Origin of the sequence: Mycolicibacterium baixiangningiae (assembly GCF_016313185.1) — a bacterium.
Classification (GTDB): Bacteria; Actinomycetota; Actinomycetes; order Mycobacteriales; family Mycobacteriaceae; genus Mycobacterium; species Mycobacterium baixiangningiae.
Window position 1 is genome coordinate 3871556 of the sequence record NZ_CP066218.1, and the last position, 26301, is coordinate 3897856.

Annotated in this window: 24 protein-coding genes; 5 read left to right on the forward strand and 19 right to left on the reverse strand. The window is 69.4% G+C overall.

The window, feature by feature from the left end; translation table 11 throughout:
* Window positions 1-26: 26 nt before the first annotated feature.
* Both I7X18_RS18290 and ftsY read right to left on the reverse strand, forming a co-directional pair.
* Window positions 27-1367: an ammonium transporter gene (locus I7X18_RS18290; protein WP_193043457.1), complete on the reverse strand. Its 1341-nt coding sequence runs from the start codon at window positions 1365-1367 to the stop codon at window positions 27-29.
* Window positions 1368-1542: 175 nt separating this feature from the next.
* Window positions 1543-2928 (reverse strand): signal recognition particle-docking protein FtsY, encoded by a 1386-nt coding sequence (ftsY, locus tag I7X18_RS18295; RefSeq protein WP_193043458.1) that lies wholly within the window; start codon window positions 2926-2928, stop codon window positions 1543-1545.
* Between the two features lie 73 nt (window positions 2929-3001).
* Between ftsY and fni the strand changes: the two genes are divergently transcribed.
* Window positions 3002-4009 (forward strand): type 2 isopentenyl-diphosphate Delta-isomerase, encoded by a 1008-nt coding sequence (fni, locus tag I7X18_RS18300; protein WP_193043988.1) that lies wholly within the window; start codon window positions 3002-3004, stop codon window positions 4007-4009.
* 7 nt (window positions 4010-4016) lie between these two features.
* Here the strand turns inward: fni and smc are convergent, their stop codons facing one another.
* The 14 genes from smc to I7X18_RS18370 all read right to left on the reverse strand — a co-directional run bounded on the left by smc (window position 4017) and on the right by I7X18_RS18370 (window position 19212).
* Entirely contained in the window at window positions 4017-7604 is a 3588-nt protein-coding gene (gene smc, locus I7X18_RS18305; RefSeq protein WP_193043459.1) for a chromosome segregation protein SMC, read from the reverse strand.
* A 15-nt stretch (window positions 7605-7619) separates the two neighbouring features.
* A complete protein-coding gene (locus tag I7X18_RS18310) occupies window positions 7620-7904 on the reverse strand; it encodes an acylphosphatase (protein WP_193043460.1) in 285 nt (94 codons plus the stop codon).
* Entirely contained in the window at window positions 7888-8304 is a 417-nt protein-coding gene (locus I7X18_RS18315) for an OsmC family protein (RefSeq protein WP_193043461.1), read from the reverse strand. The genes I7X18_RS18310 and I7X18_RS18315 overlap by 17 nt, the downstream gene beginning before the upstream one ends.
* A gap of 91 nt (window positions 8305-8395) precedes the next feature.
* On the reverse strand, window positions 8396-9286 hold the full coding sequence (gene mutM / locus I7X18_RS18320; RefSeq protein ID WP_193043462.1) for a bifunctional DNA-formamidopyrimidine glycosylase/DNA-(apurinic or apyrimidinic site) lyase: 891 nt from the start codon (window positions 9284-9286) through the stop codon (window positions 8396-8398).
* Window positions 9270-9977, reverse strand: coding sequence for a ribonuclease III (gene rnc / locus I7X18_RS18325; RefSeq protein WP_193043463.1), 708 nt, complete (start codon window positions 9975-9977; stop codon window positions 9270-9272). Before rnc ends, mutM begins: the two co-directional genes overlap by 17 nt.
* Window positions 9974-10543 carry a YceD family protein gene (locus I7X18_RS18330; RefSeq protein WP_193043464.1) on the reverse strand — a complete coding sequence of 190 codons (570 nt, stop codon included), beginning with the start codon at window positions 10541-10543 and terminating at the stop codon, window positions 9974-9976. The genes rnc and I7X18_RS18330 overlap by 4 nt, the downstream gene beginning before the upstream one ends.
* A 56-nt stretch (window positions 10544-10599) precedes the next feature.
* Complete coding sequence (gene sepIVA / locus I7X18_RS18335) at window positions 10600-11337, reverse strand: cell division protein SepIVA (RefSeq protein WP_193043465.1); 738 nt, start codon at window positions 11335-11337, stop codon at window positions 10600-10602.
* 152 nt (window positions 11338-11489) lie between these two features.
* Window positions 11490-12056, reverse strand: a complete 567-nt coding sequence (locus tag I7X18_RS18340) for a hemerythrin domain-containing protein (RefSeq protein WP_193043466.1) — start codon at window positions 12054-12056, stop codon at window positions 11490-11492.
* A gap of 80 nt (window positions 12057-12136) precedes the next feature.
* Complete coding sequence (gene coaD, locus I7X18_RS18345; protein ID WP_193043467.1) at window positions 12137-12613, reverse strand: pantetheine-phosphate adenylyltransferase; 477 nt, start codon at window positions 12611-12613, stop codon at window positions 12137-12139.
* A gap of 52 nt (window positions 12614-12665) precedes the next feature.
* The gene (gene rsmD, locus I7X18_RS18350; RefSeq protein WP_193043989.1) at window positions 12666-13235 is read right to left on the reverse strand and encodes a 16S rRNA (guanine(966)-N(2))-methyltransferase RsmD; all 570 of its coding nucleotides are present in this window, start codon (window positions 13233-13235) and stop codon (window positions 12666-12668) included.
* Window positions 13232-16624 (reverse strand): pyruvate carboxylase, encoded by a 3393-nt coding sequence (locus I7X18_RS18355; RefSeq protein WP_193043468.1) that lies wholly within the window; start codon window positions 16622-16624, stop codon window positions 13232-13234. The genes rsmD and I7X18_RS18355 overlap by 4 nt, the downstream gene beginning before the upstream one ends.
* A gap of 31 nt (window positions 16625-16655) precedes the next feature.
* Entirely contained in the window at window positions 16656-17291 is a 636-nt protein-coding gene (locus tag I7X18_RS18360; protein ID WP_193043469.1) for a vitamin K epoxide reductase family protein, read from the reverse strand.
* Window positions 17288-18046, reverse strand: a complete 759-nt coding sequence (locus I7X18_RS18365) for a DsbA family protein (protein ID WP_193043470.1) — start codon at window positions 18044-18046, stop codon at window positions 17288-17290. Before I7X18_RS18365 ends, I7X18_RS18360 begins: the two co-directional genes overlap by 4 nt.
* 32 nt (window positions 18047-18078) lie before the next feature.
* The gene (locus I7X18_RS18370; protein ID WP_193043471.1) at window positions 18079-19212 is read right to left on the reverse strand and encodes an alpha/beta hydrolase; all 1134 of its coding nucleotides are present in this window, start codon (window positions 19210-19212) and stop codon (window positions 18079-18081) included.
* Between I7X18_RS18370 and I7X18_RS18375 the strand changes: the two genes are divergently transcribed.
* Window positions 19211-20041 (forward strand): aldo/keto reductase, encoded by an 831-nt coding sequence (locus I7X18_RS18375; protein ID WP_193043472.1) that lies wholly within the window; start codon window positions 19211-19213, stop codon window positions 20039-20041. The genes I7X18_RS18370 and I7X18_RS18375 overlap by 2 nt on opposite strands.
* Window positions 20042-20046: 5 nt before the next feature.
* Complete coding sequence (locus I7X18_RS18380) at window positions 20047-20898, forward strand: aldo/keto reductase (protein ID WP_193043473.1); 852 nt, start codon at window positions 20047-20049, stop codon at window positions 20896-20898.
* A 20-nt stretch (window positions 20899-20918) separates the two neighbouring features.
* On the opposite strand, the gene I7X18_RS18385 is transcribed toward I7X18_RS18380, so the two are convergent.
* Genes I7X18_RS18385 through I7X18_RS18395 form a run of 3 tightly spaced genes read right to left on the reverse strand, consistent with a single transcriptional unit; the run spans window position 20919 to window position 25478 of the window.
* Window positions 20919-21629, reverse strand: coding sequence for an HNH endonuclease family protein (locus I7X18_RS18385; protein ID WP_193043474.1), 711 nt, complete (start codon window positions 21627-21629; stop codon window positions 20919-20921).
* Window positions 21626-23851, reverse strand: coding sequence for an ATP-dependent DNA helicase RecG (gene recG / locus I7X18_RS18390; RefSeq protein ID WP_193043475.1), 2226 nt, complete (start codon window positions 23849-23851; stop codon window positions 21626-21628). The genes I7X18_RS18385 and recG overlap by 4 nt, the downstream gene beginning before the upstream one ends.
* 1 nt (window position 23852) lies before the next feature.
* A complete protein-coding gene (locus tag I7X18_RS18395) occupies window positions 23853-25478 on the reverse strand; it encodes a fatty acid kinase ATP-binding subunit FakA (RefSeq protein ID WP_193043476.1) in 1626 nt (541 codons plus the stop codon).
* A gap of 212 nt (window positions 25479-25690) precedes the next feature.
* Here I7X18_RS18395 and rpmB point away from each other — a divergent pair, with 212 nt between their 5' ends.
* A complete protein-coding gene (gene rpmB / locus I7X18_RS18400; protein ID WP_193043477.1) occupies window positions 25691-25885 on the forward strand; it encodes a 50S ribosomal protein L28 in 195 nt (64 codons plus the stop codon).
* Window positions 25886-25941: 56 nt separating this feature from the next.
* The gene (locus I7X18_RS18405; protein WP_193043478.1) at window positions 25942-26295 is read left to right on the forward strand and encodes a hypothetical protein; all 354 of its coding nucleotides are present in this window, start codon (window positions 25942-25944) and stop codon (window positions 26293-26295) included.
* The last annotated feature ends 6 nt before the right edge of the window (window positions 26296-26301 follow it).

The window sequence follows — 26301 nt, forward strand, 5'->3', positions numbered from 1 at the left end:
ATCCCTTCCAAGAAAATTGTTGCCGATCAGACGAGTTCATAAGCCGTTTCCGCGTGCTCGGTCTCATCGATGCCGGTGTCCTCGTCTTCCTTAGCCACACGCCAGCCCATCGGCTTGACGATGAAAGCGATGATGACTGTCATCACGCCAGTAAAGACCACTGCTACCAGAGCGATCACGATCTGCACCACCAACTGCTGGATTCCGCCGCCGTAGAACAGCCCGGTCTCGGTGGCGAGAAGCCCGATGGCCACCGTGCCCCACAGGCCTGCGACCAGGTGGACGCCCACCACGTCGAGCGAATCGTCGTAGCCGAACTTGTACTTCAAGCCGATGGCGACCGAGGACAGGACGCCCGCGATCGCGCCGAGGATGAGCGACCCGATCGGCGAGAGCGACCCGCAGGCCGGGGTGATCGCGACCAGCCCGGCCACGATGCCCGAGGCGGCGCCGACGCTGGTGGCGTGTCCGTCGCGGATCCGCTCGACCGCCAGCCAGCCCAGCATCGCAGCGGCGGTGGCGGCGGTGGTGTTGACCCAGACCAGACCGGCGAGCGCATCGGCGGCGCCTTCGGATCCGACGTTGAACCCGAACCAGCCGAACCACAGCAGTGCCGCACCGAGCATCACGAACGGGATGTTGTGCGGACGGTACGGCGTCCGGCCGAATCCGGCGCGCTTACCGATCAACAGGGCGAGTACGAGCGCCGCCATACCGGCGTTGATGTGAACCACCGTGCCGCCGGCGAAGTCGATCGGCGGGACGTTGGCGGCACCTTCGTCGGCGTTGTAACCGAACAGCCATGAGGCGAAACCGTTCTCGGCACCCGAGAGCAGGCCGCCACCCCAAACCATGTGGGACAGCGGGAAGTACACCAGGGTCACCCAGACGCCACCGAACACCAGCCAGGTGGCGAACTTCATGCGCTCGGCCACCGCACCGCTGATCAGCGCGACGGTGATGACGGCGAAGGTCAACTGGAAGGCCACCCAGACGATCGCGGGAACCGAGCCGAATCCGCCGATCGGGAACAGCTCCTCACCACCGATCTCACGCGACTCCAACAGCGGGCTCAACCCGAACAGCGCAAAGGGGTTGTCGAAGATGCCCAGGATGTCGCTCTCGCCGGTGTGCGCCGAGGCGAACGACATCGAATATCCCCACAGCACGTAGATCACGCTGACCACGCCGAGGGATCCGAAGGACATCATCATCATGTTGAGGACGGACTTCTGGCGGGACAGGCCGCCGTAGAAGAACGCGAGCGCGGGCGTCATCAACAGCACCATCGCGGCGCTGACAAGGACCCAGGCGGTGTCGCCGCTGTTGAAGGCGGCGAACGCTTCGTCCGGTAAGGCTAAGACCACTTTGTGTGAACCTCCTCAGGAATTGCGCCGACGGATCGGCCTCCCGAGAAGACTCTTGTGCGCGGGTTTCGCTGGTGATGCACTGGTGTTTCTGGAATGTGAACGCAGCGGCCCATCTGGTTACGCTCATGTTTCGGACGGGCCGACAGCGGTCGATCGGGCGGTCGGGGGTCCGTCAGCCGAGCAGCGCGTCGACGAATGCGGCGGGTTCGAACGGCGCCAGGTCGTCGGGCCCCTCGCCGAGGCCGACGAGCTTGACCGGCACGCCGAGTTCCTGCTGCACGCGGAAAACGATGCCGCCCTTGGCGGTGCCGTCGAGTTTGGTCAGCACAACGCCGGTGATCTTGACGACGTCGGCGAACACCCGCGCCTGCGGCAGGCTGTTCTGGCCGATCGTCGCGTCGAGCACCAGCAGCACCTCGTCGACGGCGGCGCGCTTCTCGACCACCCGCTTGACCTTGCCCAGCTCGTCCATCAGCCCGGTCTTGGTGTGCAACCGACCGGCGGTGTCGATGACGACGACGTCGGCGCCGCTGTCGATGCCCTTGGTGACGGCGTCGAAGGCGACCGACGCCGGGTCGGCGGCTTCCGGTCCGCGGACCACCTCGGCGCCGACACGCGACGCCCACGTCTGCAACTGATCGGCGGCCGCGGCACGGAAGGTGTCGGCGGCGCCCAGGACGACTCGGCGACCGTCGGCGACCAGGACGCGGGCCAGTTTGCCGACCGTGGTGGTCTTGCCGGTGCCGTTGACGCCGACCACCAGTAGCACCGACGGTTTGTCGGCGTGTGGCAGCGCCCGGATCGACCGGTCCATCTCGGGGTGCAACTCGGAGACGAGCACGTCGCGCAGCACCGCGCGGGCGTCGGCCTCGGTGCGCACCGCCTCACTGGCCATCCGGATGCGCAACGCCGCCACCACCGATTCGGTGACGACGGGGCCCAGATCGGCGATGAGCAGGGTGTCCTCGACGGCCTCCCACGACTCCTCGTCGAGGTCACCGCCACCGAGCAGGCCGAGCATGCTGCGGCCCAGGGCGTTCTGGGATTTGGACAGCCGGCCGCGCAGGCGGTCGAGCCGTCCGTGCACGGGTGCGATGACCTCGGCGGGTTCGGGCTCGGGTTCGGGTTCGGGTTCGGGTTCGGGCTCCGGTGTGGGCTCGGGCTCGAGCACTGGTGCCGGTGCCGGTGCCGGTTCTGCGGGGGCCTGCGGCGGGGCGGTCTCGACGGGCGGCTCCGGAAGCCGCACGTCGGCGATCGGGCGCTTTGGCGCATCCCGCGGGATCGTGGCGTCGTCACCGACGGCCGGCAACCCGCTGGTGTCGATGCGGTCCTTCGGCCGGACCGGCGGCGCCTCCGTCGTCCCTGACGATTGTGTGAACGTGAACCCGGAACTGGCCGTGTATCCGCCGGAGCGGTCGATCGGTGTGGCAGTGTCGGCGTCCGAGAGCCTGATCCGCCTGCGCCGGTAGCGGACCAGACCCACCACGAGCGCAACGACGAGAAGAACGGCGATGACCGCGATTGCGATCCACACAGCCAGCGAGAGATCCAGGGTCACCCCGCCATTGTCTCAGGGTGGCCAACCGGTGACGCTGTGGCCCGGTGGCAGCGCGACCGGTGCGGGCACCGGCATGGAAACGCGCAAACGCCGCCACATCGACGTATGCCTGGACGGGCCGGTGGAGTATCAGACGGTCACGACCGGTCTCGAGCGCTACCGGTTGCCGTACAACGCGCTCACCCAGACCTCGCTGACCCGGCTCGAGCTGGGCACCGAATTCCTCGGTAAGCGGCTGTCCGCGCCGGTGCTGATCGGCGCGATGACCGGCGGTGCCGAACTGTCCGGCACGATCAACCGCAACCTGGCCGCCGCCGCACAACGCCTGGGCGTCGGCATGATGCTCGGTTCACAGCGGATCATGTTCGACAACGACGCGGTGGCGGCGAGCTTCGCCGTGCGCGACATCGCCCCGGACGTGCTGCTCATCGGCAACGTGGGCCTGGCGCAACTGTCCGAACCCGTCATGCCTGTGCTGGAGCGCGCGCTCGACGACGTCGGTGCCGATGCGCTCGCCGTGCACACCAACCCGCTGCAGGAAGCCATGCAGCGCGACGGCGACACCGACTTCACCGGATCCATCGAACGGTTGCGCACGCTGGCGGCAACCCTGAAACACCCGGTGATGCTCAAGGAGGTCGGCCACGGCATCGGCGCCACGGCCGCCGCCGAGCTGGTGGGCTGCCCGCTCGCGGCCGTCGACGTGGCGGGGGCCGGTGGCACGTCGTGGGCCCGTGTCGAGCAGCTGGTCCGCTACGGCGAGATCCGCTCCCCGGCCCTGGCCGAATGGGGCATCCCCACCGCCCAGGCGCTCCTCGAGGTGCGCGACACCCTGCCGGGTGTGGCGCTGGTGGCCTCCGGCGGTATCCGCACCGGAATGGACGCCGCCAAGGCGCTCGCGATTGGGGCCGACGTGGTGGCCGTCGCCCGTCCGTTGCTCGCGCCCGCCATCGAATCGGCCGACGCGGTCGTGGAATGGCTGCTGCGATTCATCGACGAACTGCGGGTGTGCCTGCACGGGTGCGGGGCCGCCGACCTGTCCGCGCTGCGGCGCGGCGGGGTGCTGCCCGCGCTGCCCTGACCGGCCGTCAGGGCTGGGTGCCGACCAACTCCTGGCCGCGCATGCGCTGGGAGATCACCTGCGTGATGCCGTCACCCTGCATCGTGACGCCGTAGAGCGCGTCGGCCACCTCCATGGTCGGCTTCTGGTGGGTGATGACGATGAGCTGGGACCGCTCGCGAAGCTGCTCGAACAGGCTGATCAGCCGGCGCAGGTTGACGTCGTCGAGCGCCGCCTCCACCTCGTCCATCACGTAGAACGGCGACGGGCGGGCCCGGAAGATGGCCACCAGCATCGCCACCGCGGTCAGCGACTTCTCACCGCCCGACAGCAGCGAGAGCCGCTTGATCTTCTTACCCGGCGGCCGGGCTTCCACCTCGATGCCGGTGGTGAGCATGTCGTCGGGATTGGTCAGCACCAGCCGGCCCTCACCCCCCGGGAACAGCGTCTCGAAGACCTGGGTGAACTCGCGTTCGACGTCGGCGTAGGCCTCGGCGAACACCTGCAGGATGCGGTCGTCGACGTCGGCGATGACGTCGAGCAGATCCTTGCGGGCGGCCTTGACGTCCTCCAGCTGGGTGGACAGGAAGGTGTAGCGCTCCTCGAGCGCGGCGAACTCCTCGAGCGCCAGCGGGTTGACCCGGCCCAGTTCGCCGAGTTCCCGCTCGGCGCGTTTGGCGCGGCGTTCCTGGGTGGGCCGGTCGAACGGCATCGGGGCAGGCGCGATGACCTGTTCACCGCGCTCCTTGGCCTGCTCGTACTCCGCCATCTCCAGCTCTGTGGGCGGCAGTGCGGTGTGCGGGCCGTACTCGGCGATCAGGTCGGCGGGCGCCATGCCGAACTGGTCGAGCACGGTGGCCTCGAGCTGTTCGATGCGAAGGGCGGCCTGCGCCTTGGCGACCTCGTCGCGGTGCAGCGAATCGGTCAGCGCGGTGAGGCGGGCGCCGAGCTCGTTGACCTCCTCGCGCGCCTTGCCCAGTGCCGCGGCGCGCTGCCGGCGTTCGGCGGCCAGGGCATCGCGACTGCGCGACGCCGCGGCGACCACCGCGCTCAACCGTGCGGCGACCTGCCTGCCGGATTCCGCTACCGCACCGGCGATGGCGGCGGCATGTTCGCGCGCCTGTTTGGCCCGCTGCGCGCGCATCCGGGCGTCCCGCTCGGCGGCCGCCGCGCGACGCAGCGAATCAGCCCGTCCGCGAACGGCGTTGGCGCGTTCCTCGGCGGTCCGCACCGACAGCCGCGCCTCCACCTCGGCGGCGCGGGCGGCGTCGGCGGCGGCCATCGTGGTCTGCCGGTCGACCGGTTCGGCGTCGAACATCGGCGCCTGTTGCGCGTTGTGCAGCCGGGTCTCGAGTTCGGTGAGTTCCGCGACGGTCCGGGTGCGGCCGGCTTCGAGTTCGTCGCGCTGTTTGATCAGCCGCTGCCATTCGACCGCGGCGGCGCGGGCGGTCTGGCCGAGCCGGCCGAGCTCCTCGTAGATGGCCGCGATGGCCGCGTCGGACTCGTTGAGCGCCGCCAGGGCGTGTTCGGCGGAATCCTGGCGGGCCCGCTGTTCGGCCAGCGCGCCGGAGAGTGCGGCGGCCAGTTCGCCGACCTGCTTCTCCGAGGCCGCCAGGTCCGCGCGCGCTTTGTCGATCTCCGACGCGATCTCCAGGGTGCTGGGTTTGCGATCGGAACCGCCGCTGACCCAGCCCGCGCCCACCAGGTCGCCGTCGGCGGTCGCTGCCCGCAGGTGCGGCCGGTCCGCCACCAGGTCGAGGGCGGCGGGGAGGTCGGCGACGAGGGCGACGCCGGAGAGCAGCGCGGTGACCGCGCCGCGCAAGCGTGGCGGGGTGTCGACCACCTCGACGGCCCACACCGCGCCGGCGGGCAGCGCGGACGTGTCGGCGGAGGATGTCTCCGGCCAGTCGCCCAGCACGATCGCGGCCCGTCCGCCGTCGGACTCCTTGAGCGCGGCGACCGCGGCACGCGCTGCACCGGAGTTCTCCGCGGCCAACGCGTCCGCGGCCGCGCCGAGCACCGCCGCCACGGCCACCTCGTGGCCTGCACGCACCTTGACCAATTCGGCGACGGATCCGAAAAGTCCTGCGCCGCCGTGGTTCTGCAGCAACCAGGCCGCGCCGTCGCGTCGGTCGAGGCCCACGGCGAGCGCGTCGATGCGCGCCCTCAGCGAGGCCACCTGACGTTCGGCGGCCCGTTCGGCGGTCTGCAGTTCGGACACCCGCTCATCGGCCTGTCGCAACGCGGCCACCGTGCGGTCGTGCTGCTCGTCGAGTCCGAGCTCGCCGGCGTCGAGTTCAGCGATGCGGGACTGCACGGTCTCGAATTCCGCCTGGGCCTGCTCCGCCCTGGCGGCCGCCTCCTCGATGCCGACCGTCAGCCGCGCCACGGTCTCGTCGACCGATTCGACGCGGGTGCGCATGGTGTCGACCTGGCCGGCGAGCCGGGCCAGGCCTTCGCGCCGGTCCGCCTCGGCCCGCGCGGCGGCCATGTGCGCACGTTCGACGTCGGCGGCGACGCGCTCCCGCTCGGCCAGTTCGTCGCGCGTGGCCTCGAGGATCGCGCGCGACTCGGCCAGCTCGGCGAGCAGTTCGGCTTCATGGGCCGCCATGTGGTCGGCCTCGGCCTCCAGCTCCTCGGGATCGCGGCCGGTCGACGGCTCCGGTTCGGCGTCGAGCAACTGCGTGCGCTCGGCGGCGATCCGGACGGTCGCGCTCACCCGTTCCGCGAGCGCCGACAGCCGGAACCAGGTCTGCTGCGCCGCCTCGGCGCGTTCGGTCAGCTCGGTGACGGCGACCTCGTGGCCGTCGAGTTCGGCGGTGGCGGCCTCGAGCCTCGTGGTGATCTCGTCGTGCTCGCGGCGGAGCATCGTCTCGGTCTGGTGGGTGTCGTCGAACTCCGAACGGCGGGTGACCAGGTCGTCGGCGGCCAGCCGCAGCCGGGCGTCGCGCAGGTCGGCCTGGATGGTCTGGGCCCGCCGCGCCATCTCCGCCTGGCGGCCGAGCGGTTTGAGCTGGCGGCGCAGTTCGGTGGTCAGGTCGGTCAGCCGGGCCAGGTTGGCCTGCATCGAATCGAGCTTGCGGACCGCTTTCTCTTTGCGTTTGCGGTGCTTGAGGACGCCGGCGGCCTCTTCGATGAAGGCGCGGCGGTCCTCCGGGCGGGACTCGAGGATCTCCGAGAGCTTGCCCTGCCCGACGATGACGTGCATCTCGCGGCCGATGCCGGAGTCGCTGAGCAGTTCCTGCACGTCCATCAGTCGGCAGTGGCTGCCGTTGATCTCGTATTCACTGCCGCCGTCACGGAACATCCGGCGCGTGATCGACACCTCGGAGTACTCGATCGGCAGTGCGTTGTCGGAGTTGTCGATGGTCACCGTCACCTCGGCGCGGCCCAGCGGCGCCCGCGACGATGTGCCGGCGAAGATGACGTCCTCCATCTTGCCGCCGCGCAGCGTCTTGGCACTGTGCTCACCCATCACCCAGGTCAGCGCGTCGACGACATTGGACTTACCGGAGCCGTTCGGGCCGACCACACAGGTGATCCCCGGCTCGAATCGCAGAGTCGTCGGCGCTGCGAAGGACTTGAAGCCCTTGAGCGTCAGACTCTTCAGATGCATGACGTGCCAGACTACCTAGCGCTCCAGGAATCCGGTGATCTGCTCGCGTGCATCCGACCAGTCGGCGATCACCTTGTCGACGCGGCCCGGCGTGTCACCGCCCTCGAGCAGGCCGAGTAGCTGCTCACAGGTCCCGCGCGGCCCCTGGGCGACCACCTCCACGCGGCCGTCGGGCTTGTTGGCGGCGAACCCCGTCAGCCCCAGCTCGAGCGCTCGCGCGCGCGTCCACCAGCGGAACCCGACGCCCTGGACGTGGCCGTGCACCCAGGCGGTCAGCCGGACGTCAGGCGCGTCGGACATCGTGTGTCTCGAAGGTCACCGTGGTGCCGGATTTCAGCGTGCGTCCGACGGTGCACACCTGGTCGATCGCGCGTTCGACGACGATCAGCAGGCGGGCGACCTCGTCCTCGGACAGCCCGGACAGGTCGACCTCGAGTGACTCTTCGAGTAGCGGATACCGCTCCTGCTCGCGGTCGGCCGGGCCGGAGACGCGAATGGTCGCGGGATAGTCGTCGCCGAGCCGGCGGCGCAGCGGCTGATCGCTGCTCATCCCGCTGCACGCGGCCAGCGCGATCTTCATCAACTCGCCGGGGGTGAACACCCCGTCGACGTCCTCCGACCCGATCAGCACCTCGGCGCCGCGCGAGCTGTGCCCCGTATAGCGGCGCACGCCGGTGCGCTCCACCCACAGATCCGTCATGTCCCCCATCTTCGCCGACCGGCTCGCGAAACAGCATTCTTGGTCGTCGAGTCGGCCGCTTGAGAGCCGGGAATGCTGTTTCGCGGCGAGGTCAGGTGCGCCGCACGCGCGGGCGGGGCTGACAGCGGGGGCAGTAGAACGACGAGCGGTTCATGAACTTCTCGCGACGCATGACCGCACCGCAGCGCCGGCACGGCTCACCCTCACGGCCGTAGGCGTCCAGCGACCGGTCGAAGTATCCGGATTCACCGTTGACGTTGACGTAGAGCGAGTCGAACGACGTGCCGCCCTGCCCGAGCGCCTCGGTCATCACCTCGGCCGCCGCGTCGAGCACCTCGCCCAGCGCCTTACGCGTGAGCGAGGACGCCAACCGGGCGCCGTTGACCTTCGCCCGCCACAGCGCCTCGTCGGCGTAGATGTTGCCGATACCGGACACCACCGTCTGGTCGAGCAACTGACGCTTGATCTCGGAATCCTTGCGCCGCAACACCGTAACGACACCGTCGCGGTCGAAGCGCGGATCCAGCGGATCGCGGGCCAGGTGCGCGATCGGGCGCGGGACGTCGGTCCCGTCGACGGTGATCATGTCGGCGAGCAGCCATCCGCCGAAGGTCCGCTGGTCGACGAAGCTCAGCGCGGTCCCGTCGTCGAGCAGCGCGGCGATGCGCAGGTGATCCGCTTTCGGGATCGGTCCGAGCAGCATCTGCCCGCTCATCCCGAGGTGCACGACCAGCGCGGCGCTACTTTCTGCTCTTCGCGCAAGCGGCTCATCGCCGTCATCAAGGGTGAGCCACAGGTACTTTCCGCGCCGACCCGTTCCGCTGATGCGCGCGTTCAGCAGCCGCGCGGTCATATCGGCAGGCCCCGCTTCGTGGCGACGCACCGCCCGCGGGTGATGTACCCGCACCGCGGCGATCGCCTTGCCGGTGACGTGAGCGTCCAGCCCTCGCCGGACGACTTCGACCTCAGGTAGCTCGGGCATCCGAACTGTCCAGCGCCGTCCACGCCGCCGCCGCGGCCTTGAGCTCGGCCTCCTTCTTGGTGCGGCCGACGCCCTTGCCGTATTCGATGTCGGTGACGAGCACCGAGGCGGTGAACTCCTTGTCATGGTCGGGACCCGTGGAGGTCACCACGTACGATGGCGCCCCCAGACCGCGGGCGGCGGTGAGTTCCTGCAGGCTGCTCTTCCAGTCCAGGCCGGCGCCCAACGTGGGCGCCGTGTCGAGCAGACCGGCGAACAACCGCAGGATCACCTCGCGCACGACGGTGAGCCCGTGTTCGACATAGATTGCGCCGAGCAGAGATTCGACGCCGTCGGCGAGGATGCTCGACTTGTCGGCGCCACCGGAGTTCTCCTCACCCTTGCCCAGCAGAAGGTGCGCGCCCAGGCCGTCGTCGCTCAGTTTGCGTCCGACGTCGGCGAGCGCCTGGGTGTTGACGATGCTGGCCCGCAGTTTGGCGAGGTCGCCTTCGGACCGCTCGGGGTGACGGTGGTATAGCTCCTCGGTGATCGTCAGTCCGAGTACCGCGTCCCCGAGGAATTCGAGCCGTTCGTTGGTGGGCAGGCCGCCGTTCTCGTACGAGTAGCTGCGGTGGGTGAGGGCCATCGTGAGCAGATCGTCGGGCAGACTCACGCCGAGCGCCGCCAGCAGCGGCGAACGGTCCACCGTCACTTGTCGTCTCGTTCCACCAGTCCGGCGAGCTTCGCCCAGCGCGGGTCCACCTTGTCGTGATGGTGACCCGGTTCGGCGGTGTTGAGCGCGATACCGCAGTCGGCGCACAGCCCCGCGCAGTCCGGCCGGCACAGCGGCACGAACGGCAACGCCAGCCCGACCGCGTCGATGATCGGCTGTTCGAGGTCGACCGTGTCGGGCACGCCGGCGGCGCCGACGCGACCCACCTCGTCGGCCTCGGTGGTGGCATCGGTGGTGCTGTCGGGATAGGCGAACAGCTCGGTGAGATCGATCTCGACCTCACCGGTCAGCGGCGTCAGGCATCTGGCGCATTCCCCGGTCGTCGGCGCCGCCACCGTGCCGGTGACGAGGACGCCCTCGGACACCGCCTGCACGAGCAGATCGAGCGTCAGCGGTGCGCCCTCGGCGATGCCGATCAGGTCCAGTCCGATCCGCATCGGACTCGCCACAGTCTCCTGGAACGCCATCATCGACCCAGGTCGCCGGCCCAGCCGTGCGATGTCGAGCACGAGCGGCGATCGTGGTGTTCTACCGTGCCTCGCCATGCCCCGATCCTACGGCGCGGGCCTGCGCGGCCCGCGCGGCACCGGGTTTGGTGCGCTCAGCGGGCCGCGTAGTCGTGCGTCCCGGCGGCGGTGCGCAGCTGATGGCGGCCGCGCCCGACCGAACGCAGCGTGCCGTTGAGGAAGTCCTCGAACTCGGCCAGTTTGCTGTCCACGTAGATGTCGCATTCTCCGCGCAACCGGTCGGCCTCGGCGTGCGCGGTGTCGATCAGGCGGGTGGCCTCGGCGGTCGCGGTCGAGACGATCTCGGTCTGCGACACCAGACGCTGTTGCTCCTTGATGCCTTCCTGCACGGCCTTCTCGTAGGCGAGGTTGCCGCTTTCGATCAGGCGATCGGCTTCGGATTTGGCCCGGCCGGTGCTGGCGTCGTACTCGCGCTTGGCGGTGGCCATGACGCGTGACGCCTCGTCGCGTGCTTCGCCCACCATGCGATCGCTGTGCTGGCGGGCCTCCCCGACCATGCGGTCGGCCTGCGCCTTGGCGTCGGCGAGCAGTCGGTCTGCCTCCGCGCGGGCGTGGTTGACCATCGACTCGGCCTCCGCGCGGGCGTTGCCGACCATCGACTCCGAATGCTCCTTGGCGTCGCGCAGCATGGCGTCGCGGGCGTCGAGCACGTCCTGGGCGTCGTCGAGTTCGCCGGGGATGGCGTCCTTGATGTCGTCGATCAACTCCAGGACGTCGCCGCGGGGAACGACACAGCCTGCCGTCATCGGCACGCCGCGGGCTTCTTCGACGATCGCGCCCAGTTCGTCGAGCGCTTCAAAAACTCGGTACACGGCAACACCCTCCCAGGCGTAGTTGTTGGTTACCAGTGTGCCTGGTGTTACGCCTGTGACTGGGCTTCCCGCACGGTGTGTCGCTTCTGCCAGGCACATCTGGCACGGTTCGGGATAATTCGAGTACCGAGGTTATGTCAAGTGCGTCGCGCTCAGCGCAGTGCGGCGCCGATGACGTCGCGCGCCCGGTCGATCATCGACGCGAACGGTCCGACCGCGAAGTTCAGTTTCGCCGACTCCACACCCGGATGCGGCCGGGTGGGGGCGATCGCCTCCGCCGCCCGCACCGCCGACGCGAGCCGTTTGAGCTCGTCGGCGTCGAGTTCGCGCTGGAGCTTGTCGAACTCCTCCTGCTCCTCACGCTCGGCGTGTTCGACGACGGCGTCCCGGAACGCGGCCAGCTCCTCGAGGAACTGAGCCGAGCCGAAGTCCATCCCCTCGAGCTTCGACAGCTGCTCCTTGGCGTCGTGCTCCTCGGCCAGCCGGGCGTCGACGACGTCGTCTCCCCCGTCGATCTCCTGGCGCGCCCGCGGATGGACGACCATCTCCTCGGCCGTCTCGTGCACCGCCAGGAGCTGGCGCAGTTCGGTGAACGCCTTCGCGCGCGCCTCATCCGAGGACGCCGAGAACACCTCCTCGAACATGTCCTTGATGAGGTTGTGCTGATCTTTGAGGAACCTGACGACGTCGTCGGTCGACTGGACGAACGTTTCAACCATGGCGAGAACCTCCGCAGGTGGGCTGGGTCGGCGCAGGTGGGCTGGTGCGCCACCGCAGTCCTACCCCCGCTGTGTTCCGCTCAATCCCGCAGTTTGGCCTGTAACCGCACGTTCACCGCGTCGGGTAGCAGGCCCGAGACGTCACCGCCGAGCGTGGCGACCTCCTTGGCCAGAGACGACGACACGAAGGAGTACTGCGGGGTGGAGGCCACGAAGAACGTGTCCACGCCCGAGACGTGCTTGTTCATCTGCGCCATCTGCAGCTCGTATTCGAAGTCGGTGCTGCTGCGCAGACCCTTGACGATCGCGGTGAGCCCACGGGACCGGACGAAGTCGACGACCAGTCCCTGACCGAATTCGACGCGCAGATTGGGCAGATGCGCGCATGCCTCCGCGATCATCTCCATGCGTTCGTCGACGCTGAACATGCCCTTCTTGTTCGGGTTGACCAGCACCGCGACGACGACCTCGTCGAACTGGGCCGCGGCCCGTTCGAAGATGTCGACATGGCCGAGGGTCACCGGGTCGAACGATCCCGGACACACCGCGCCACTCATGGGTGACGACGGTACCTGATCACCACAGGCGTCACTTGCGCACCGCGCCCGGTCAGGGCGTCGGATCGTCGCGTTCGGCCATGTCCAGGCGGGTGTCGCCGTAGCGGCGTGAGGGCCACGGCGACCAACCGGGCGGCCACCGCAGGTCCGTGCCCGACGCGCGCCGCTCGATCACCGCGACCGTGCCCGCGCGCACCCACCCGCCGGCGGCCAGTGTCGCGAGCATCGACTCGACCTCGCCGTCGGGCACGTCGTAGGGCGGGTCGGCCAGCACCAGGTCGGCGGGCTGATCCGCCCCGCCGGCCAGTACGGTCGCCACCGGGGCGCGTCGCACCTCAGCGGCGGCGCCGACGCCGAGCTCGGCGATGTTGCGGCTGATCGTGCGGGCGGCGCGGTGGTCCTGCTCGACGAACACCGCCCGCGCCGCACCCCGCGAAAGCGCTTCCAGGCCAAGGGCGCCCGATCCGGCGTACAGGTCGACGACCACCAGGCCGTCGAAGTCCAGCCGGGCGTCGAGCACGTTGAACAGCGCTTCGCGCACCCGATCGGCAGTCGGCCGGGTTCCCTTGGGAGGCACCGCGATCCGGCGGCCGCCGAGTGACCCGGCGATGATCCGGGTCAGCTGACGACCACCAGCAGGTCACCGCCCTCGACCTGGGCGGTGGCCGCGACCGCGACACGGTCGACGGTGCCGGCCTTCGGCGCGGTGATCGCGGCTTCCATCTTCATCGCTTCGATGGTCGCGATGGTCTGCCCGGCGCTCACGGTGTCCCCGACCGTCACGCCGACGGTCACCACCCCGGCGAACGGTGCGGCGACGTGGTCGGCGTTGGTGCGATCGGCCTTCTCCGCCGTCGGCACATCGCTGGCGACGCTGTGGTCGCGCACCAGCACCGGGCGGAGCTGGCCGTTGAGGATGCACATCACGGTGCGCATCCCGCGTTCGTCTGGATCGGAGACGGCTTCGAGCCCGATGAGCAGCTCCACCCCGCGCTCGAGGACCACCCGGTGCTCGTCGCCCTGGCGCAGCCCGTAGAAGAACTGGTTCGCGCTCAATCGGGAAGTGTCGCCGTAGGTGTCGCGGTGCGCCTCGAACTCCTTGGTGGGCCCGGGGAACAGCAGCCGGTTCAGCGCCGCCTGCCGCTTGGTCCCGGGCTGCGCGAGCACCGCCTCGTCCTCGGGTGAGAGTTCCTCGACCGGTTTGGCCGGGGCGCGGCCCGCGAGCGCCTTGCTGCGCAGCGGTTCTGGCCACCCACCGGGCGGGTCACCGAGCTCGCCGCGCAGGAACCCGATCACGCTGTCGGGGATGTCGAAACGGGCCGGGTCGTCGGCGAATTCCTGGGCGGTGATCCCCGCGCCGACGAGAGCCAGCGCGAGATCGCCGACCACCTTGCTCGACGGGGTCACCTTGACGAGCCGGCCGAGGATGCGGTCGGCGGCCGCGTAGGCCTCCTCGATCTCCTCGAACCGGTCCCCCAGCCCGAGCGCGATCGCCTGCTGACGAAGATTGCTCAACTGGCCGCCGGGGATCTCGTGGCGGTAGACCCGTCCGGTCGGGGAAGGAGGGCCGGACGCCGCAACGTCGAAGGGGGCGTACACCTTCCGCAGCGCCTCCCAATACGGTTCGAGGTCGCACACCGCTTCCAGCGATACGCCTGTGTCGTATTCGGTGTGCGCCGCCGCGGCGACGATCGAACTCAGCGCGGGCTGGCTGGTGGTGCCCGCCAGCGGGGCCGCAGCCCCGTCGACCGCCGACGCACCCGCCTGCCACGCCGCGAGATAGGTGGCCAACTGACCGCCGGGGGTGTCGTGGGTGTGCACGTGCACCGGTAGATCGAAGCGCGAACGCAGCGCCGAGACGAGAGTGGTGGCGGCCTGCGGGCGCAGCAGCCCGGCCATGTCCTTGATCGCGAGCACATGCGCGCCCGCGTCGACGATCTGTTCGGCCAGTCGCAGGTAGTAGTCCAGCGTGTAGAGGTTCTCGGCCGGATCGGAGAGGTTGCCGGTGTAGGACATCGCGACTTCGGCGACGGCCGTTCCGGTTTCGCGCACCGCGTCGATGGCCGGGCGCATCGACTCGACGTTGTTGAGCGCGTCGAAGATGCGGTAGATGTCGATCCCGGTCGCCGTCGCCTCCTGGACGAATGCCGCGGTGACCGTTTCCGGATATGGCGTGTACCCGACCGTGTTGCGGCCGCGCAGCAGCATCTGCAGGCAGATGTTCGGCACCGCCTCACGCAGGGCGGCCAGCCGGTCCCACGGGTCTTCTTTCAGAAAGCGCAGTGCCACATCGTAAGTCGCGCCGCCCCAGCACTCGAGCGAGAGCAGCTGCGGGGTCATCCGCGCGATGTGCGGCGCGACCATCAGCAGGCCGGTCGTGCGGATCCGGGTGGCCAGCAGCGACTGATGGGCGTCCCGGAACGTGGTGTCGGTCAGCCCGACCGCCGGTGAATCGCGCATCCACCGGGCGAACCCCTCGGGCCCCAGCTCGACCAGCCTCTGCTTGCTGCCGCTCGGCGGTGTCGTCGTCTCGTCGAGGGGCGGCAGTTTGTCGTGCGGATACACCGAGGACTTGCGCGGCCCGTGCGGTTGGTTCACCGTCACGTCGGCCAGGTAGTTGAGGATCTTGGTGCCGCGGTCCGCCGGGGTGCGCGCGGTCAGCAGGTACGGCCGTTCTTCGATGAACGAGGTGGTGACGCGTCCTGCGCGGAAATCCTGGTCGTTGACCACGGCCTGCAGGAACGGAATGTTCGTCGACACTCCGCGCACCCGGAATTCGGCAAGGGCGCGGCGTGCCCGCGCCACCGCGGTGGAGAAATCACGGCCCCGGCACGTCAACTTGACCAGCATCGAGTCGAAGTGGGCGCTGATCTCGGCGCCCAGCACGGTGCCACCGTCCAGGCGGATCCCCGCGCCGCCCGGCGACCGGTACCCGGTGATGCGTCCGGTGTCGGGCCGGAAGCCGTTGGCGGGATCCTCGGTGGTGATGCGGCACTGCATCGCCGCCCCGCGGATCTTCAGCGAATCCTGGCTCAGGCCCAGGTCGGCCAGGGTCTCCCCGTCGGCGATCCGCATCTGCGACGCCACCAGGTCCACGTCGGTGATCTCCTCGGTCACCGTGTGCTCCACCTGAATACGCGGGTTCATCTCGATGAAGACGTGGCGGCCGCGCTCGTCGAGCAGGAACTCCACTGTGCCGGCGTAGCTGTAGCCGATCTGGCGTGCGAACGCCACCGCGTCGGCGCAAATCCGTTCCCGCAGTTCGGGATCGAGGTTCGGTGCGGGCGCCAGCTCGATGACCTTCTGGTGACGCCGCTGCACACTGCAGTCCCGTTCGAACAGGTGCATGACGTCGCCCTGCCGGTCTGCGAGGATCTGCACCTCGATGTGGCGGGGGTTCACCACCGCCTGCTCCAGGTACACCGTCGGATCGCCGAACGCCGACTCCGCCTCCCGGCTGGCCGCTTCGATCGCCTCCGGCAGCGCATTCGGTTCGGTGACCCGCCGCATGCCGCGGCCCCCGCCGCCGGACACGGCCTTGACGAAGATCGGGAACTCCATGTCACCAGCCGCGGCCACCAGCTCGTCGACCGACGACGACGGGGCCGAGGACCGTAGCACCGGCAGGCCTGCGCCGCGCGCGGCCTCGATGGCCCGCGACTTGTTGCCGGTCAGTTCGAGGATCTCGGCACTCGGGCCGATGAAGGTGATGCCCGCCTCCGCGCAGGCGGCCGCCAGTTCGGGGTTCTCGGAGAGGAATCCGTAGCCGGGGTACACCGCGTCGGCACCCGCGTGTCGGGCGACCCGGATGATCTCGTCGACCGAAAGATAGGCCCGGACCGGGTGGCCCATCTCGCCGATCTGGTAGGACTCGTCGGCCTTGAGCCGGTGCAGTGAATTGCGGTCCTCGTACGGATACACCGCGACGGTGGCGATGCCCATCTCGTACGCGGCGCGGAACGCGCGGATCGCGATCTCGCCTCGATTGGCGACCAGGACTTTGGTGATCACGCGCTACCCTATCCCGCTGCCTCGGCACTTCCTACAAAAGGGTCGACCAGTAATCCCAGAACCGCACCAGAATCAGCAGGATCAACGCGGTGAACCACAAGGCAGTCAATGACCAGCGCCACTGGTGGACGGCGCGGGCCACCGCGCTCCCGGCCAGCGGCCGCCGCAGCGCGATCGAGGCCGTCACGACCAGCAGCGGGATCGTCACCGCCCAGACCACCATGCAGTAGGGGCACAGCGCGCCGATGCGATACAGGCTCTGGAAGATCAGCCAGTGCACGAACACCGTGCCGAGCAGTGTGCCGATGGCAAGGCCCGACCAGTACCACCGCGGCAGCCGGACGTTCGCGACGGCCAGCACGCCGGTCACCGTGACGACGGTGAAGCCGGCGATGCCGATGAGCGGGTTCGGGAACCCGAACAGGGCGGCCTGCGGCGTGACCATCACCGATCCGCACGACAGGACGGGGTTCAGCGAGCACGACGGGGTGTACGAGGGATCGATCAAAAGCTCGATCTTCTCGATGGTCAGCGTGGCCGCGGCGACGAGGCCGACCACGCCGGCGATGAGAACCCACACCGCGCTCGCCCTGGGCACCGCGAGCCCGGCCGGCCGGTCGGCCGCGGAGGCGGTCGACGCGACCATGTCGGGCGCGGTGGCGGTCATGACGCGGGAGCCGCCGCCGGACCGTCGAGCCCGGGTACCTCGCCGACGATCTCCTTGATCTTGGCGACCAGCGCGTCCGGGGTGGACGGGTCGTAGTCCTCACCGTTGATGCGCACGCTCGGCGTGGCGCGGATCTCGGTTGCCGCCGCCATGCCCTCCACCATGTCGACGTAGCGGCCCTTCTTGATGCAGTCGGGCACCCCGCCGCCGGCGCCGGCCTGACGTGCCAACTCGATGAGTTGTTCGTCGCCGGGGTAGGTGCCGCCACCCTCGGCGGGCTGGATGCCCTCGGTGAACAGCGCGGTGTGGAACCGGCGGAAGGCGTCCTTGTTCTCGTCGGCGACGCAGTACGCGGCGTTGCCGGCGCGCGAGGAGTAGCCGTCGCCCTGCGCGTCGAGGATCGAGACCATGTAGTAGTCAGCGGCGACCGCGCCGGTGTCGATCAGCTTGTTGATCGTCGGCCCGAACTGCCGCTCGAAGTTGCCGCACGCCGGGCAGAGGAAGTCCTCGTAGAGCGACAGCACGGCCTTCGGCTCACTGGTGCCCTCCTTTGTGACCACGTTCTCCGCGGCCACCCGCACCGCGGTCGCCTCACCTGAGGCCGGCTTGTCCTCGGCCGACGTCACGATGTAGAGCACAAGCGCGACGGCGAACACCACGACGACAGCCGTCAGACCGATCTGAACGAACAGATTGCGCTTGCGATCGGCCGCCCTCAGGTCGTAGCGGGCGTTCTTCTTCGGTTTCGTGGCCACGCGACCAGCGTACCGGCGGCCCCGGCGGCACCCTAGCCGCGGCTGAGGTGCGCGCGTAACGCCGAGATCATCGCCGCGGTGGCGGTGGCGCTGTCGCCGCCGAGCGGGAAGAAGTTGACGAACGCGTGGATCAGCGAGCGCTCCTGCCGCAGGTCGACGGCGACGCCCGCGGCGCGCAGCGCCTCGGCGTACCGGTTGCCCTCGTCGCGCAACGGATCGAATCCGCCGGTGACCACCAGCGCCGGCGGCAGCCCGGACAGGTCCTCGGCCAGCAGCGGCGACACCTCGGGATCGCGGCGGTCGACCGTCGACCCACCGAGGTAGAGGTCCATGAACCAGTCCATGTTGCGGGCGGTGAGGAAGTAGCCGTCGGCGAACAGTGTCTTGGAACGGGTCTCGCTGCACACGTCCACGACGGGGTAGATCAGTAGCTGCAGCGCGGGGAGGCGGACCCCGTCGTTGCGGGCCCGCTGCGAGACGACGGCGGCGAGGTTCCCGCCCGCACTGTCCCCTCCGACGGCGATGCGATCCGCGTCGACCCCCAGGTCGGCGGCGTGCTCACCCGCCCACCGGAACGCAGCGTAGGCGTCGTCGGCCGCCGCGGGCGCCTTGTGCTCGGGGGCCAGCCGGTAATCCACCGACAGCACGGTGATACCGCCGTCGCGGCAGATCAGCCGGCACAGCTGGTCGTGGGTGTCCATGTCCCCGATCACGAACCCGCCACCGTGGTAGAAGACCAGCAACGCGGGGTCGGGTGTCGTCGGGCGGTACAGCCGCGCCGGTATCGCGCCCGCCGGACCGGGAATGGACAGTTCCGATACGTCGGTCACGATCGCGCCGGGCAACATGGCCGCGGTGATGCGCAGTTGGCGGCGCGCGACGGCGACGTCGTCGCTGGCCACCAGGCCGCCGATCCCGGCCGCGCGCTGAGCGGCGAGCATCAGCTGCAGCGTGGTGTCGAGGGTGTTGCCGTCGACGGTGACGGAACGGAAGCCGAGCAGCGCCCGCTTGACGGAATCGGGAAGCAGCGGGAGGGTCCGCAGTGTCACCCGGGTACCCGCGTTGAGGACGGCGGGCCGCATCCGGCTCTTTCTCCGCGGAGCGCGGTCACCCCCGCGGGCGGTCGGCCCGGCGGGCGGTGCGGCGGCTGGCAGACTCGGCGGCATGGGTGCTCCTCTGATCACGTTGAACGACGGCAATTCGATACCTCAGGTCGGCCTGGGCGTCTGGCAGACACCGCCCGAAGACACCGAACGCGCAGTCGCGGCGGCGCTGGCCGCCGGCTATCGACACGTCGATACGGCCGCAGCGTACGGCAACGAAGAACAGACGGGCCGGGCGATCAAAGACTCCGGGCTGGACCGTTCGGAGGTGTACCTCGTCACCAAGCTGTGGAACTCCGAGCAGGGTTACGACGCGACGCTGGCTGCCTTCGACGCCAGCGTCGGCCGCCTGGGGGTCGACTACCTCGACCTGTACCTGATCCACTGGCCGGTGCCGGAGAAGAACCTCTTCGTCGAAACCTTCAAAGCCTTCGCCCATCTGCGTGAGCAAGGCCGCATCCGGTCGATCGGTGTGAGCAACTTCGAACCCGAACATCTGCGTGTGCTGGTCGACGAGACGGGCATCGTGCCCGCGGTCAACCAGATCGAGCTGCATCCGCTGCTGCCTCAACAGGAGCTGCGAGATCTGCACGCGCAGTTGGGAATTGCGACAGAGGCGTGGAGTCCGCTGGGGCAGGGATCGCTGTTGACCCACCCCACCGTGGCCGCCGTCGCCGAATCACACGGGAAAACCGCCGCACAGGCACTGATTAGGTGGCATATGCAACTCGGTAATATCGTCATCCCCAAGTCGGTGAACCCGCAACGAATTGAGAGCAACTTCGACGTGTTCGATTTCGAACTGAGCGAGAAGGACATCACGTCCATCTCGGCACTCGAGGACGGCACTCGAATGGGTCCTGACCCCCGAACCTTCAACTTCACAGGGTAGGTGACATGACGTCAACGCGCGGTGAGTCAGCCGGCATCCCCTCCGTATCCCTCAACGACGGCCACTCGATCCCGGTCATCGGGCTCGGCGTCGGTGAGCTGTCTGAGGCCGAGACCGAACGATCCGTGGCCACCGCGCTCGAGGCGGGTTACCGGTTGATCGACACCGCCGCCGTTTACGGCAACGAGGCCGCGGTGGGCCGGGCGGTCAACGCCTCGGGCATCCCGCGCGAGGAGATCTACGTGACCACCAAACTGGCGGTCGCCGATCAGGGTTTCGGAACGGCGCAGGACGCCGCCCGGGCCAGCCTCGAACGCCTCGGCCTCGACTACATCGACCTGTACCTCATTCACTGGCCCGCCGGTGACCACGGCAAGTACGTGGACAGCTGGGGTGGTCTGATGAAGGTCAAGCAGGACGGCGTCGTTCGCTCCATCGGAGTGTGCAACTTCAACGCCGAGCACCTGTCGAACATCATCGACCTGTCGTTCTTCACCCCGGCGATCAACCAGATCGAGCTCCACCCGCTGCTCAACCAGGCCGAACTGCGGGAGATCAACGCCGGCTACGGCATCGTGACCGAGGCGTACGGACCGTTGGGCGTCGGCCGTCTGCTGGACCACCCCGCGGTGACCGGCGTCGCGCAGGCCCACGACAAGACGCCGGCGCAGGTGCTGCTCCGCTGGAGCATCCAGTTGGGCAACGTGGTGATCTCGCGGTCGGCCACCCCGGAGCGCATCGTGTCCAACCTCGACGTGTTCGGCTTCGAGCTGACCGACGACGAGATGGCCACACTCAACGGCCTCGACGAAGGCAAACGGTTCCGCCCCGATCCGGAGACCTACACCGGCCCCTGACGGGCCGCCGCGCGGGTGGCTCAGCCCCTCGGGCAGGTATCTGCCGCTTGCCGCAACGCCGGCGCCGACGGAGCGTCCACGGGTAATCCGTAGCCGCGCAGCACCGCGATGAACTGAATTGCGTACTGGCAGTGGAACGCCGCATTGGGCGGCATCCACCGCGCCGGCTCCTGGTCACCCTTGTCCTGGTTCACCTCCCCTTGCACCGCAAGGAGATTGGCCGGATCGTTGGCGAACCGCACCCGCAAGTCGTCCGGCCACCCGTGCGCTCCCTGGTCCCAGGCGTACGCGAGGGGCACGATGTGCTCGATCTGAACGGCCGCACCGGTCTGGTTGCCGCGGGTGAACGAGATGACGACGTTGGTGTACGGGTCGTGCAGGACTCCGGTCGCCACAGCCGTCGGGCACCGGCTGATCGAGGTGTAGGTCTTGTCGACCAGATCCCGGTCGAGGATGTCGTTGCGGGTGTCGCATCCGTTGTGGCCGCCCGGGGCCCCGTTGTCGTCTGTCCAGGCGTCGCCGAACGCTGCCCGCCGGTAGTCGTGGCCGCGTAGCCGAGTCGGCACCACCGTCACGCCGGCCAGGACGTCGGCACCCGGTGCGACGGTGGGCACTTCGGCGTCGGCGACGAACTGCGCCGAACGCTGGGCCGTCGACGACACCGTCTGGAACGCGACGAGCACCGCGAGCACCGCGGCCAGCACCATCCACACCGTCCGCGTACGGCTCACGATTTCTCCAGGTACTCGACGCGGTCGTGGTCGATGAACGGTGCGGCCAGCACGGCCATACCGGGATTGCGGGGCTCCTTCTCGTAGAGACCTTCACAGAGCTTCCGCGCCGTGAGGATCACCTCGAGATGGTCGGCCAGCGACAGGAACCGCAACGAGTTCAGATGCCCCGACTGCGTGAACCCCAGCACGTCGCCTTCGCGGCGCTCCCGCAGGTCCAGGTCGGCGAGCGCGAACCCGTCGAGCGTGCCCGCGACCGCCTTGAGCCGCCCGCCCGCCTTCGAACCCTCCGGCAACCGGGTTGCCAGCAGGCACAGGCTGGGGTGGCTCCCGCGGCCGATACGTCCACGCAGCTGGTGGAGCTGGCTGATCCCGAACCGGTCGGCATCCATCACCACCATCACGGTGGCGTTGGGCACGTCGACGCCGACCTCGATGACCGTCGTGCACACCAGCACGTCGATCTCCCCCGCCCGGAAGGCCGTCATCACCGCGTCCTTCTCGTCACCGGAGAGCCGGCCGTGCATCAGCCCGACGCGCAGCCCGGCCAGCGGGCCGGCACGCAGCGTGTCGTAGAGCGCGAGGACGGTCACCGGGGGCGGGCCCTGCTCGTTGCTCTGCGGTTTGTCGCTCTCGTCGATGCGCGAGGCCACCACGTAGGCCTGCCTGCCGGCACGGACCTCCTCGACGATGCGGGCCCACGCGCGGTCCAGCCACGTCGGGTGCTGGGTGACGAAGATCGTGTTGCTGGTGATGGGTTGGCGGCCGCGCGGCAGCTCACGCAGCGTCGAGGTCTCCAGATCGCCGTAGACGGTCAGCGCCACCGTCCGCGGTATCGGCGTTGCCGTCATCACCAACAGATGCGGTGTGACACCGCCGCGGGCCTTGGCACGCAACCGATCCCGCTGCTCGACACCGAAGCGGTGCTGTTCGTCGACCACCACCATGCCCAGGTTGTCGAATTCGACGGCATCCTGCAGCAGCGCGTGCGTGCCGATGACGATGCCGGCCTGCCCGGTGGCGACCTCGGTGCGGACCTGCCGCTTCTGCTGCGGGGTCATCGAGCCGGTCAACAACGCCACCCGGGTCGCGGATTCGGCGCCGCCGAGTTGACCGGCCATAGCCAACGGGCCGAGGATCTGACGGATCGACCGGTCATGCTGTGCGGCAAGGACTTCCGTCGGCGCCAGCATGGCGCACTGGTATCCGGCGTCGACCATCTGCAGCATCGCGAGCACCGCGATGACGGTCTTACCGGACCCGACCTCGCCCTGCAGCATCCGGTTCATCGGGCGGGTCTCGGTCAGTTCGGTCGACAGCACGGCCAGCACCTCGCGCTGACCGTTGGTGAGTTCGAACGGCAGCCGTTCGCGCATCCCGGCGACCAGTCCGTCCTGCATGAGGGGCGCAGGCGGGCCGGCCTCGACCAGCTCGCCGTAACGCCGTGACACCAGACCCCACTGCAGACCGACCGCCTCGTCGAAGGTCAACCGCTCCCGCGCCCTGTCGCGCTCGGCGTCGTTCTCCGCCAGATGGATCGCCCGCAGTGCAGCGTCTTCTGACATCAGATCATGTTCGCGCACAAAGGATTCCGGCAGCGTCTCGGGAACCGGGTCCAGCACGTCGAGGACCTGGCGCACGCACGCATAGATGTCCCAGCTCTGGACTTTCGCGCTGGCCGGGTAGATCGGGAAGAACTCGCGTTCGAACGCGGCGAGCAGATCGTCGCCCGTGGCGCCGGACGACGCCGCGATGGTCTTGAGCGATTTGGTGCCGATCTTCCTGGTCGCCGATGTCTCGAGGACGAGGAACGCCGGGTGGCTCAGCTGCAGGGTGCTGCGGAAGTACTTGACCTCTCCGGAGAGCATCAGCCGGGTGCCGACGGGCAGCTGGTCGATCATCCAGTCGGCGTTGAAGAACGTCGCGGTGACCATCGGGGTGCGCTTGCCGAGCGTCACCCGCAGATACTTCCTGGACCGCTTACCCGGCAACGCCTTCATCTGCCCCGTCTTGGTATCGGTGATGACGTCGACGAACGTGACATGCTCACCCTCCTCGAGATCGAGGCTCTCGCCGTCGCCCCGCACGCTCATCCCGTCGCTGTACTTGCGCGGATAGTGCCGCAGCAGATCGTTGACCGTCCGGATGCCGAACTGTTCCTCGAGCGCTGCCGCGGATTTGCCGCCGATGACGAAGTCGAGGCGGTCGGTCAGGGCGGCCACGTCACTCCACCCCGATCAGCAGCGCATCGCCGCCGTGGCCGGTGTGATAGGTGACCAGTTCGGCGCCGAGATGGCTGCGGTGTACGTGGTCGCGCAGCGCGTGTCCGATCGCGCCGTCGACTCCGTCTCCGGTGAGTACGGTGACCAGTTCCCCACCCGAGAGCAGCAGCAGGTCGATCAGACCCGCCGCCGCGGCGGTCACATCAGGCCCGACGATGAGGACCTCGTCACCGGAGAGTCCCAGCCCGTCGCCGGGTGTGCAGGCACCCGCCCACGTCAGCGCCTCCTCGGTGGCCATCCGCACGGCGCCGTGCCGCGCGCCTGCCGCGGCACGCGCCATGGTGTAGCCGTCGTCGACGGCCTGGCGCGCGGGATCATGCACGGCCAGAGCCGCCAACCCCTGCACCATCGACCCCGCGGGTACAGGCACGACGTCGATCCCCCAGCCGATCGCGGCGGTGCACCCGGCGACCAGTTCCTCCGCGGCGACATAACCGTTGGGCAGCACCATGACCTGCCCGGCCCCGGTGTCGACGAGCGCGCGCAGCAACTGTTTGGCGCTGACCTGCGCATCCGGCTCGGGCCGCAACACATGGGCACCCTCGCCGGCGAACAGCTCGGCCGCGCCGGATCCGTCGACGACCGCCAGCACGGCGCGTGCGCGGCTCCAGCTGCCCTGCGGGCGGGTGGTGGCGGCACCGGCGAGCGCGGTGATCTGGATCCGGCTCGGGACGCCGACCGCCAGACCGGCCTCCACGGCGGCGCCGGCATCGTCGGAGTGCACGTGCACCGAGTACTGGCCCGGTGTGCCGGAGCCCCCCGCCGCCGCGATCACGATGGAGTCCCCGAGATGGTCGAGCCGCCGGCGCAGCTGCTCCACCCCGTCCGGGCCGCAGCCGCCGAGCAGGTACATGACCTCGAACTGCGGGGCGGAGCAGGTGTCCGCGGGCGCGGACGGCGCGGCGGGCCGGTAGGTCTCCCGGCGGGGGGCGCGACCGGTGAGGGCGCGGGTCAACGCGTCGAGCAGCACCAACAGCCCGCGCCCGCCCGCGTCGACGACACCGGCGTCGGCCAGTACGGCGAGTTGCCGGGGGGTCTGGTCCAGCGCGACGGCCGCGGCCTCGGCTGCGGCGGCGACCACCTGGGGCAGCAGGGCGGCATCGGCCACCTCGGTGTCGGCCGCCCCGGCCGCGGCGGCGAGCACCGACACGATGGTGCCCGGCTTCGCGTCCAGTGCGGCGTCGACGAGTTCGACGGCGTGCCGCAGCGCATCGGCGAACAGCCCGCCGTCGACCTCGGCCAGCGTGCCGCCCCGGCGGGCGGCGGCTGCGGCGGCGACCTCGGCCACGCCGCGCAGGATCTGCGAGAGGATCACCCCGGAATTGCCGCGGGCGCCGTGCAGGGCCCCGGCCGCCAGAGCCGCCGCCACGGCCGCGACGTCACCGGCACAGTCCTGAGCCTCCGACCAGGCCGAACGCATCGTGAACAGCATGTTCGTGCCGGTGTCGGCATCGGGCACCGGGAAGACGTTCAACCCGTTGATCTCATCGGTGTGCGAGATCAGGTCCTCGACCGCCGCGTGGGCCCAGCCGCGCAGCACCGCCGCGTCGAGTCGCCCAGCCGCCATCTCACCTCCTGCACCGCACCCCGGTCGTGCGCGCCAGCCTAACGACAGCCCCGGACACCGACCCGGCGCCGAGGCCGCCTGTGGATGGCGCTCGCGGGCGGTTTTGGCGATCACCCACCCGGCCGGTATCCTGATCAGGTTGTCGGGTCAATCCGCGCTCGCCGCGGCCCAGGGACCCGAATCCCCACGTACTGATCCAAGGAGTTCTCGATATGGCTGCCGTGTGCGATGTCTGCGGAAAGGGCCCCGGCTTCGGCAAGTCGGTGTCGCACTCCCATCGCCGGACCAGCCGTCGCTGGAATCCGAACATCCAGCTGGTGCGCGCCGTGACCCACCCGGGCGGCAACAAGAAGCGTGTGAACGTGTGCACCTCCTGCCTCAAGGCCGGCAAGGTCTCTCGCGGCTGACCGTCCGCGGCTGAGCCCGGCGGTTGGGTTCTGCGCCGCCCGGGTAGCCCAGCGGCATGTCCTCACCCGAGAAGAGTAGGTCTGCGCTGTTCGCCGCCACCGCGGCTGTTGCCGTCGGCATGCTGGTCACCGGATGCGGCGGGGATTCCGCCGAAGGCGGCGATACCTCCAGCACCGAGACGACGTCCACCACCGAGACGACGTCGGTGACGGTCAGCACCCCGGTCGAGACATCCGTGCCGGAGTCGACCACCCCGGCACCGGGGGCACCCAGCCCGACTGAGGGCGAGGGCACCGTGGAGATCCCCTCACCTCCGGCGATTCCTTCACCTCCGGCGATCCCCTCGCCTCCGGCGATCCCGTCGCCGCCGGACATCCCGGCACCGCCGCCGATTCCCGGGCTGCCCTGACGGGCC

Excerpts from the sequence above, each read along its gene's own strand:
- fni (WP_193043988.1), top strand. The coding sequence starts at position 3,002 with ATGGAAACGCGCAAACGCCGCCACATCGACGTATGCCTGGACGGGCCG.
- smc (WP_193043459.1), bottom strand. The coding sequence starts at position 7,604 with ATGCATCTGAAGAGTCTGACGCTCAAGGGCTTCAAGTCCTTCGCAGCG.
- I7X18_RS18310 (WP_193043460.1), bottom strand. The coding sequence starts at position 7,904 with ATGTCCGACGCGCCTGACGTCCGGCTGACCGCCTGGGTGCACGGCCAC.
- I7X18_RS18315 (WP_193043461.1), bottom strand. The coding sequence starts at position 8,304 with ATGACGGATCTGTGGGTGGAGCGCACCGGCGTGCGCCGCTATACGGGG.
- mutM (WP_193043462.1), bottom strand. The coding sequence starts at position 9,286 with ATGCCCGAGCTACCTGAGGTCGAAGTCGTCCGGCGAGGGCTGGACGCT.
- I7X18_RS18330 (WP_193043464.1), bottom strand. The coding sequence starts at position 10,543 with ATGGCGAGGCACGGTAGAACACCACGATCGCCGCTCGTGCTCGACATC.
- I7X18_RS18340 (WP_193043466.1), bottom strand. The coding sequence starts at position 12,056 with ATGGTTGAAACGTTCGTCCAGTCGACCGACGACGTCGTCAGGTTCCTC.
- coaD (WP_193043467.1), bottom strand. The coding sequence starts at position 12,613 with ATGAGTGGCGCGGTGTGTCCGGGATCGTTCGACCCGGTGACCCTCGGC.
- I7X18_RS18360 (WP_193043469.1), bottom strand. The coding sequence starts at position 17,291 with ATGACCGCCACCGCGCCCGACATGGTCGCGTCGACCGCCTCCGCGGCC.
- I7X18_RS18375 (WP_193043472.1), top strand. The coding sequence starts at position 19,211 with ATGGGTGCTCCTCTGATCACGTTGAACGACGGCAATTCGATACCTCAG.
- I7X18_RS18370 (WP_193043471.1), bottom strand. The coding sequence starts at position 19,212 with ATGCCGCCGAGTCTGCCAGCCGCCGCACCGCCCGCCGGGCCGACCGCC.
- I7X18_RS18380 (WP_193043473.1), top strand. The coding sequence starts at position 20,047 with ATGACGTCAACGCGCGGTGAGTCAGCCGGCATCCCCTCCGTATCCCTC.
- I7X18_RS18395 (WP_193043476.1), bottom strand. The coding sequence starts at position 25,478 with ATGGCGGCTGGGCGACTCGACGCGGCGGTGCTGCGCGGCTGGGCCCAC.
- rpmB (WP_193043477.1), top strand. The coding sequence starts at position 25,691 with ATGGCTGCCGTGTGCGATGTCTGCGGAAAGGGCCCCGGCTTCGGCAAG.
- I7X18_RS18405 (WP_193043478.1), top strand. The coding sequence starts at position 25,942 with ATGTCCTCACCCGAGAAGAGTAGGTCTGCGCTGTTCGCCGCCACCGCG.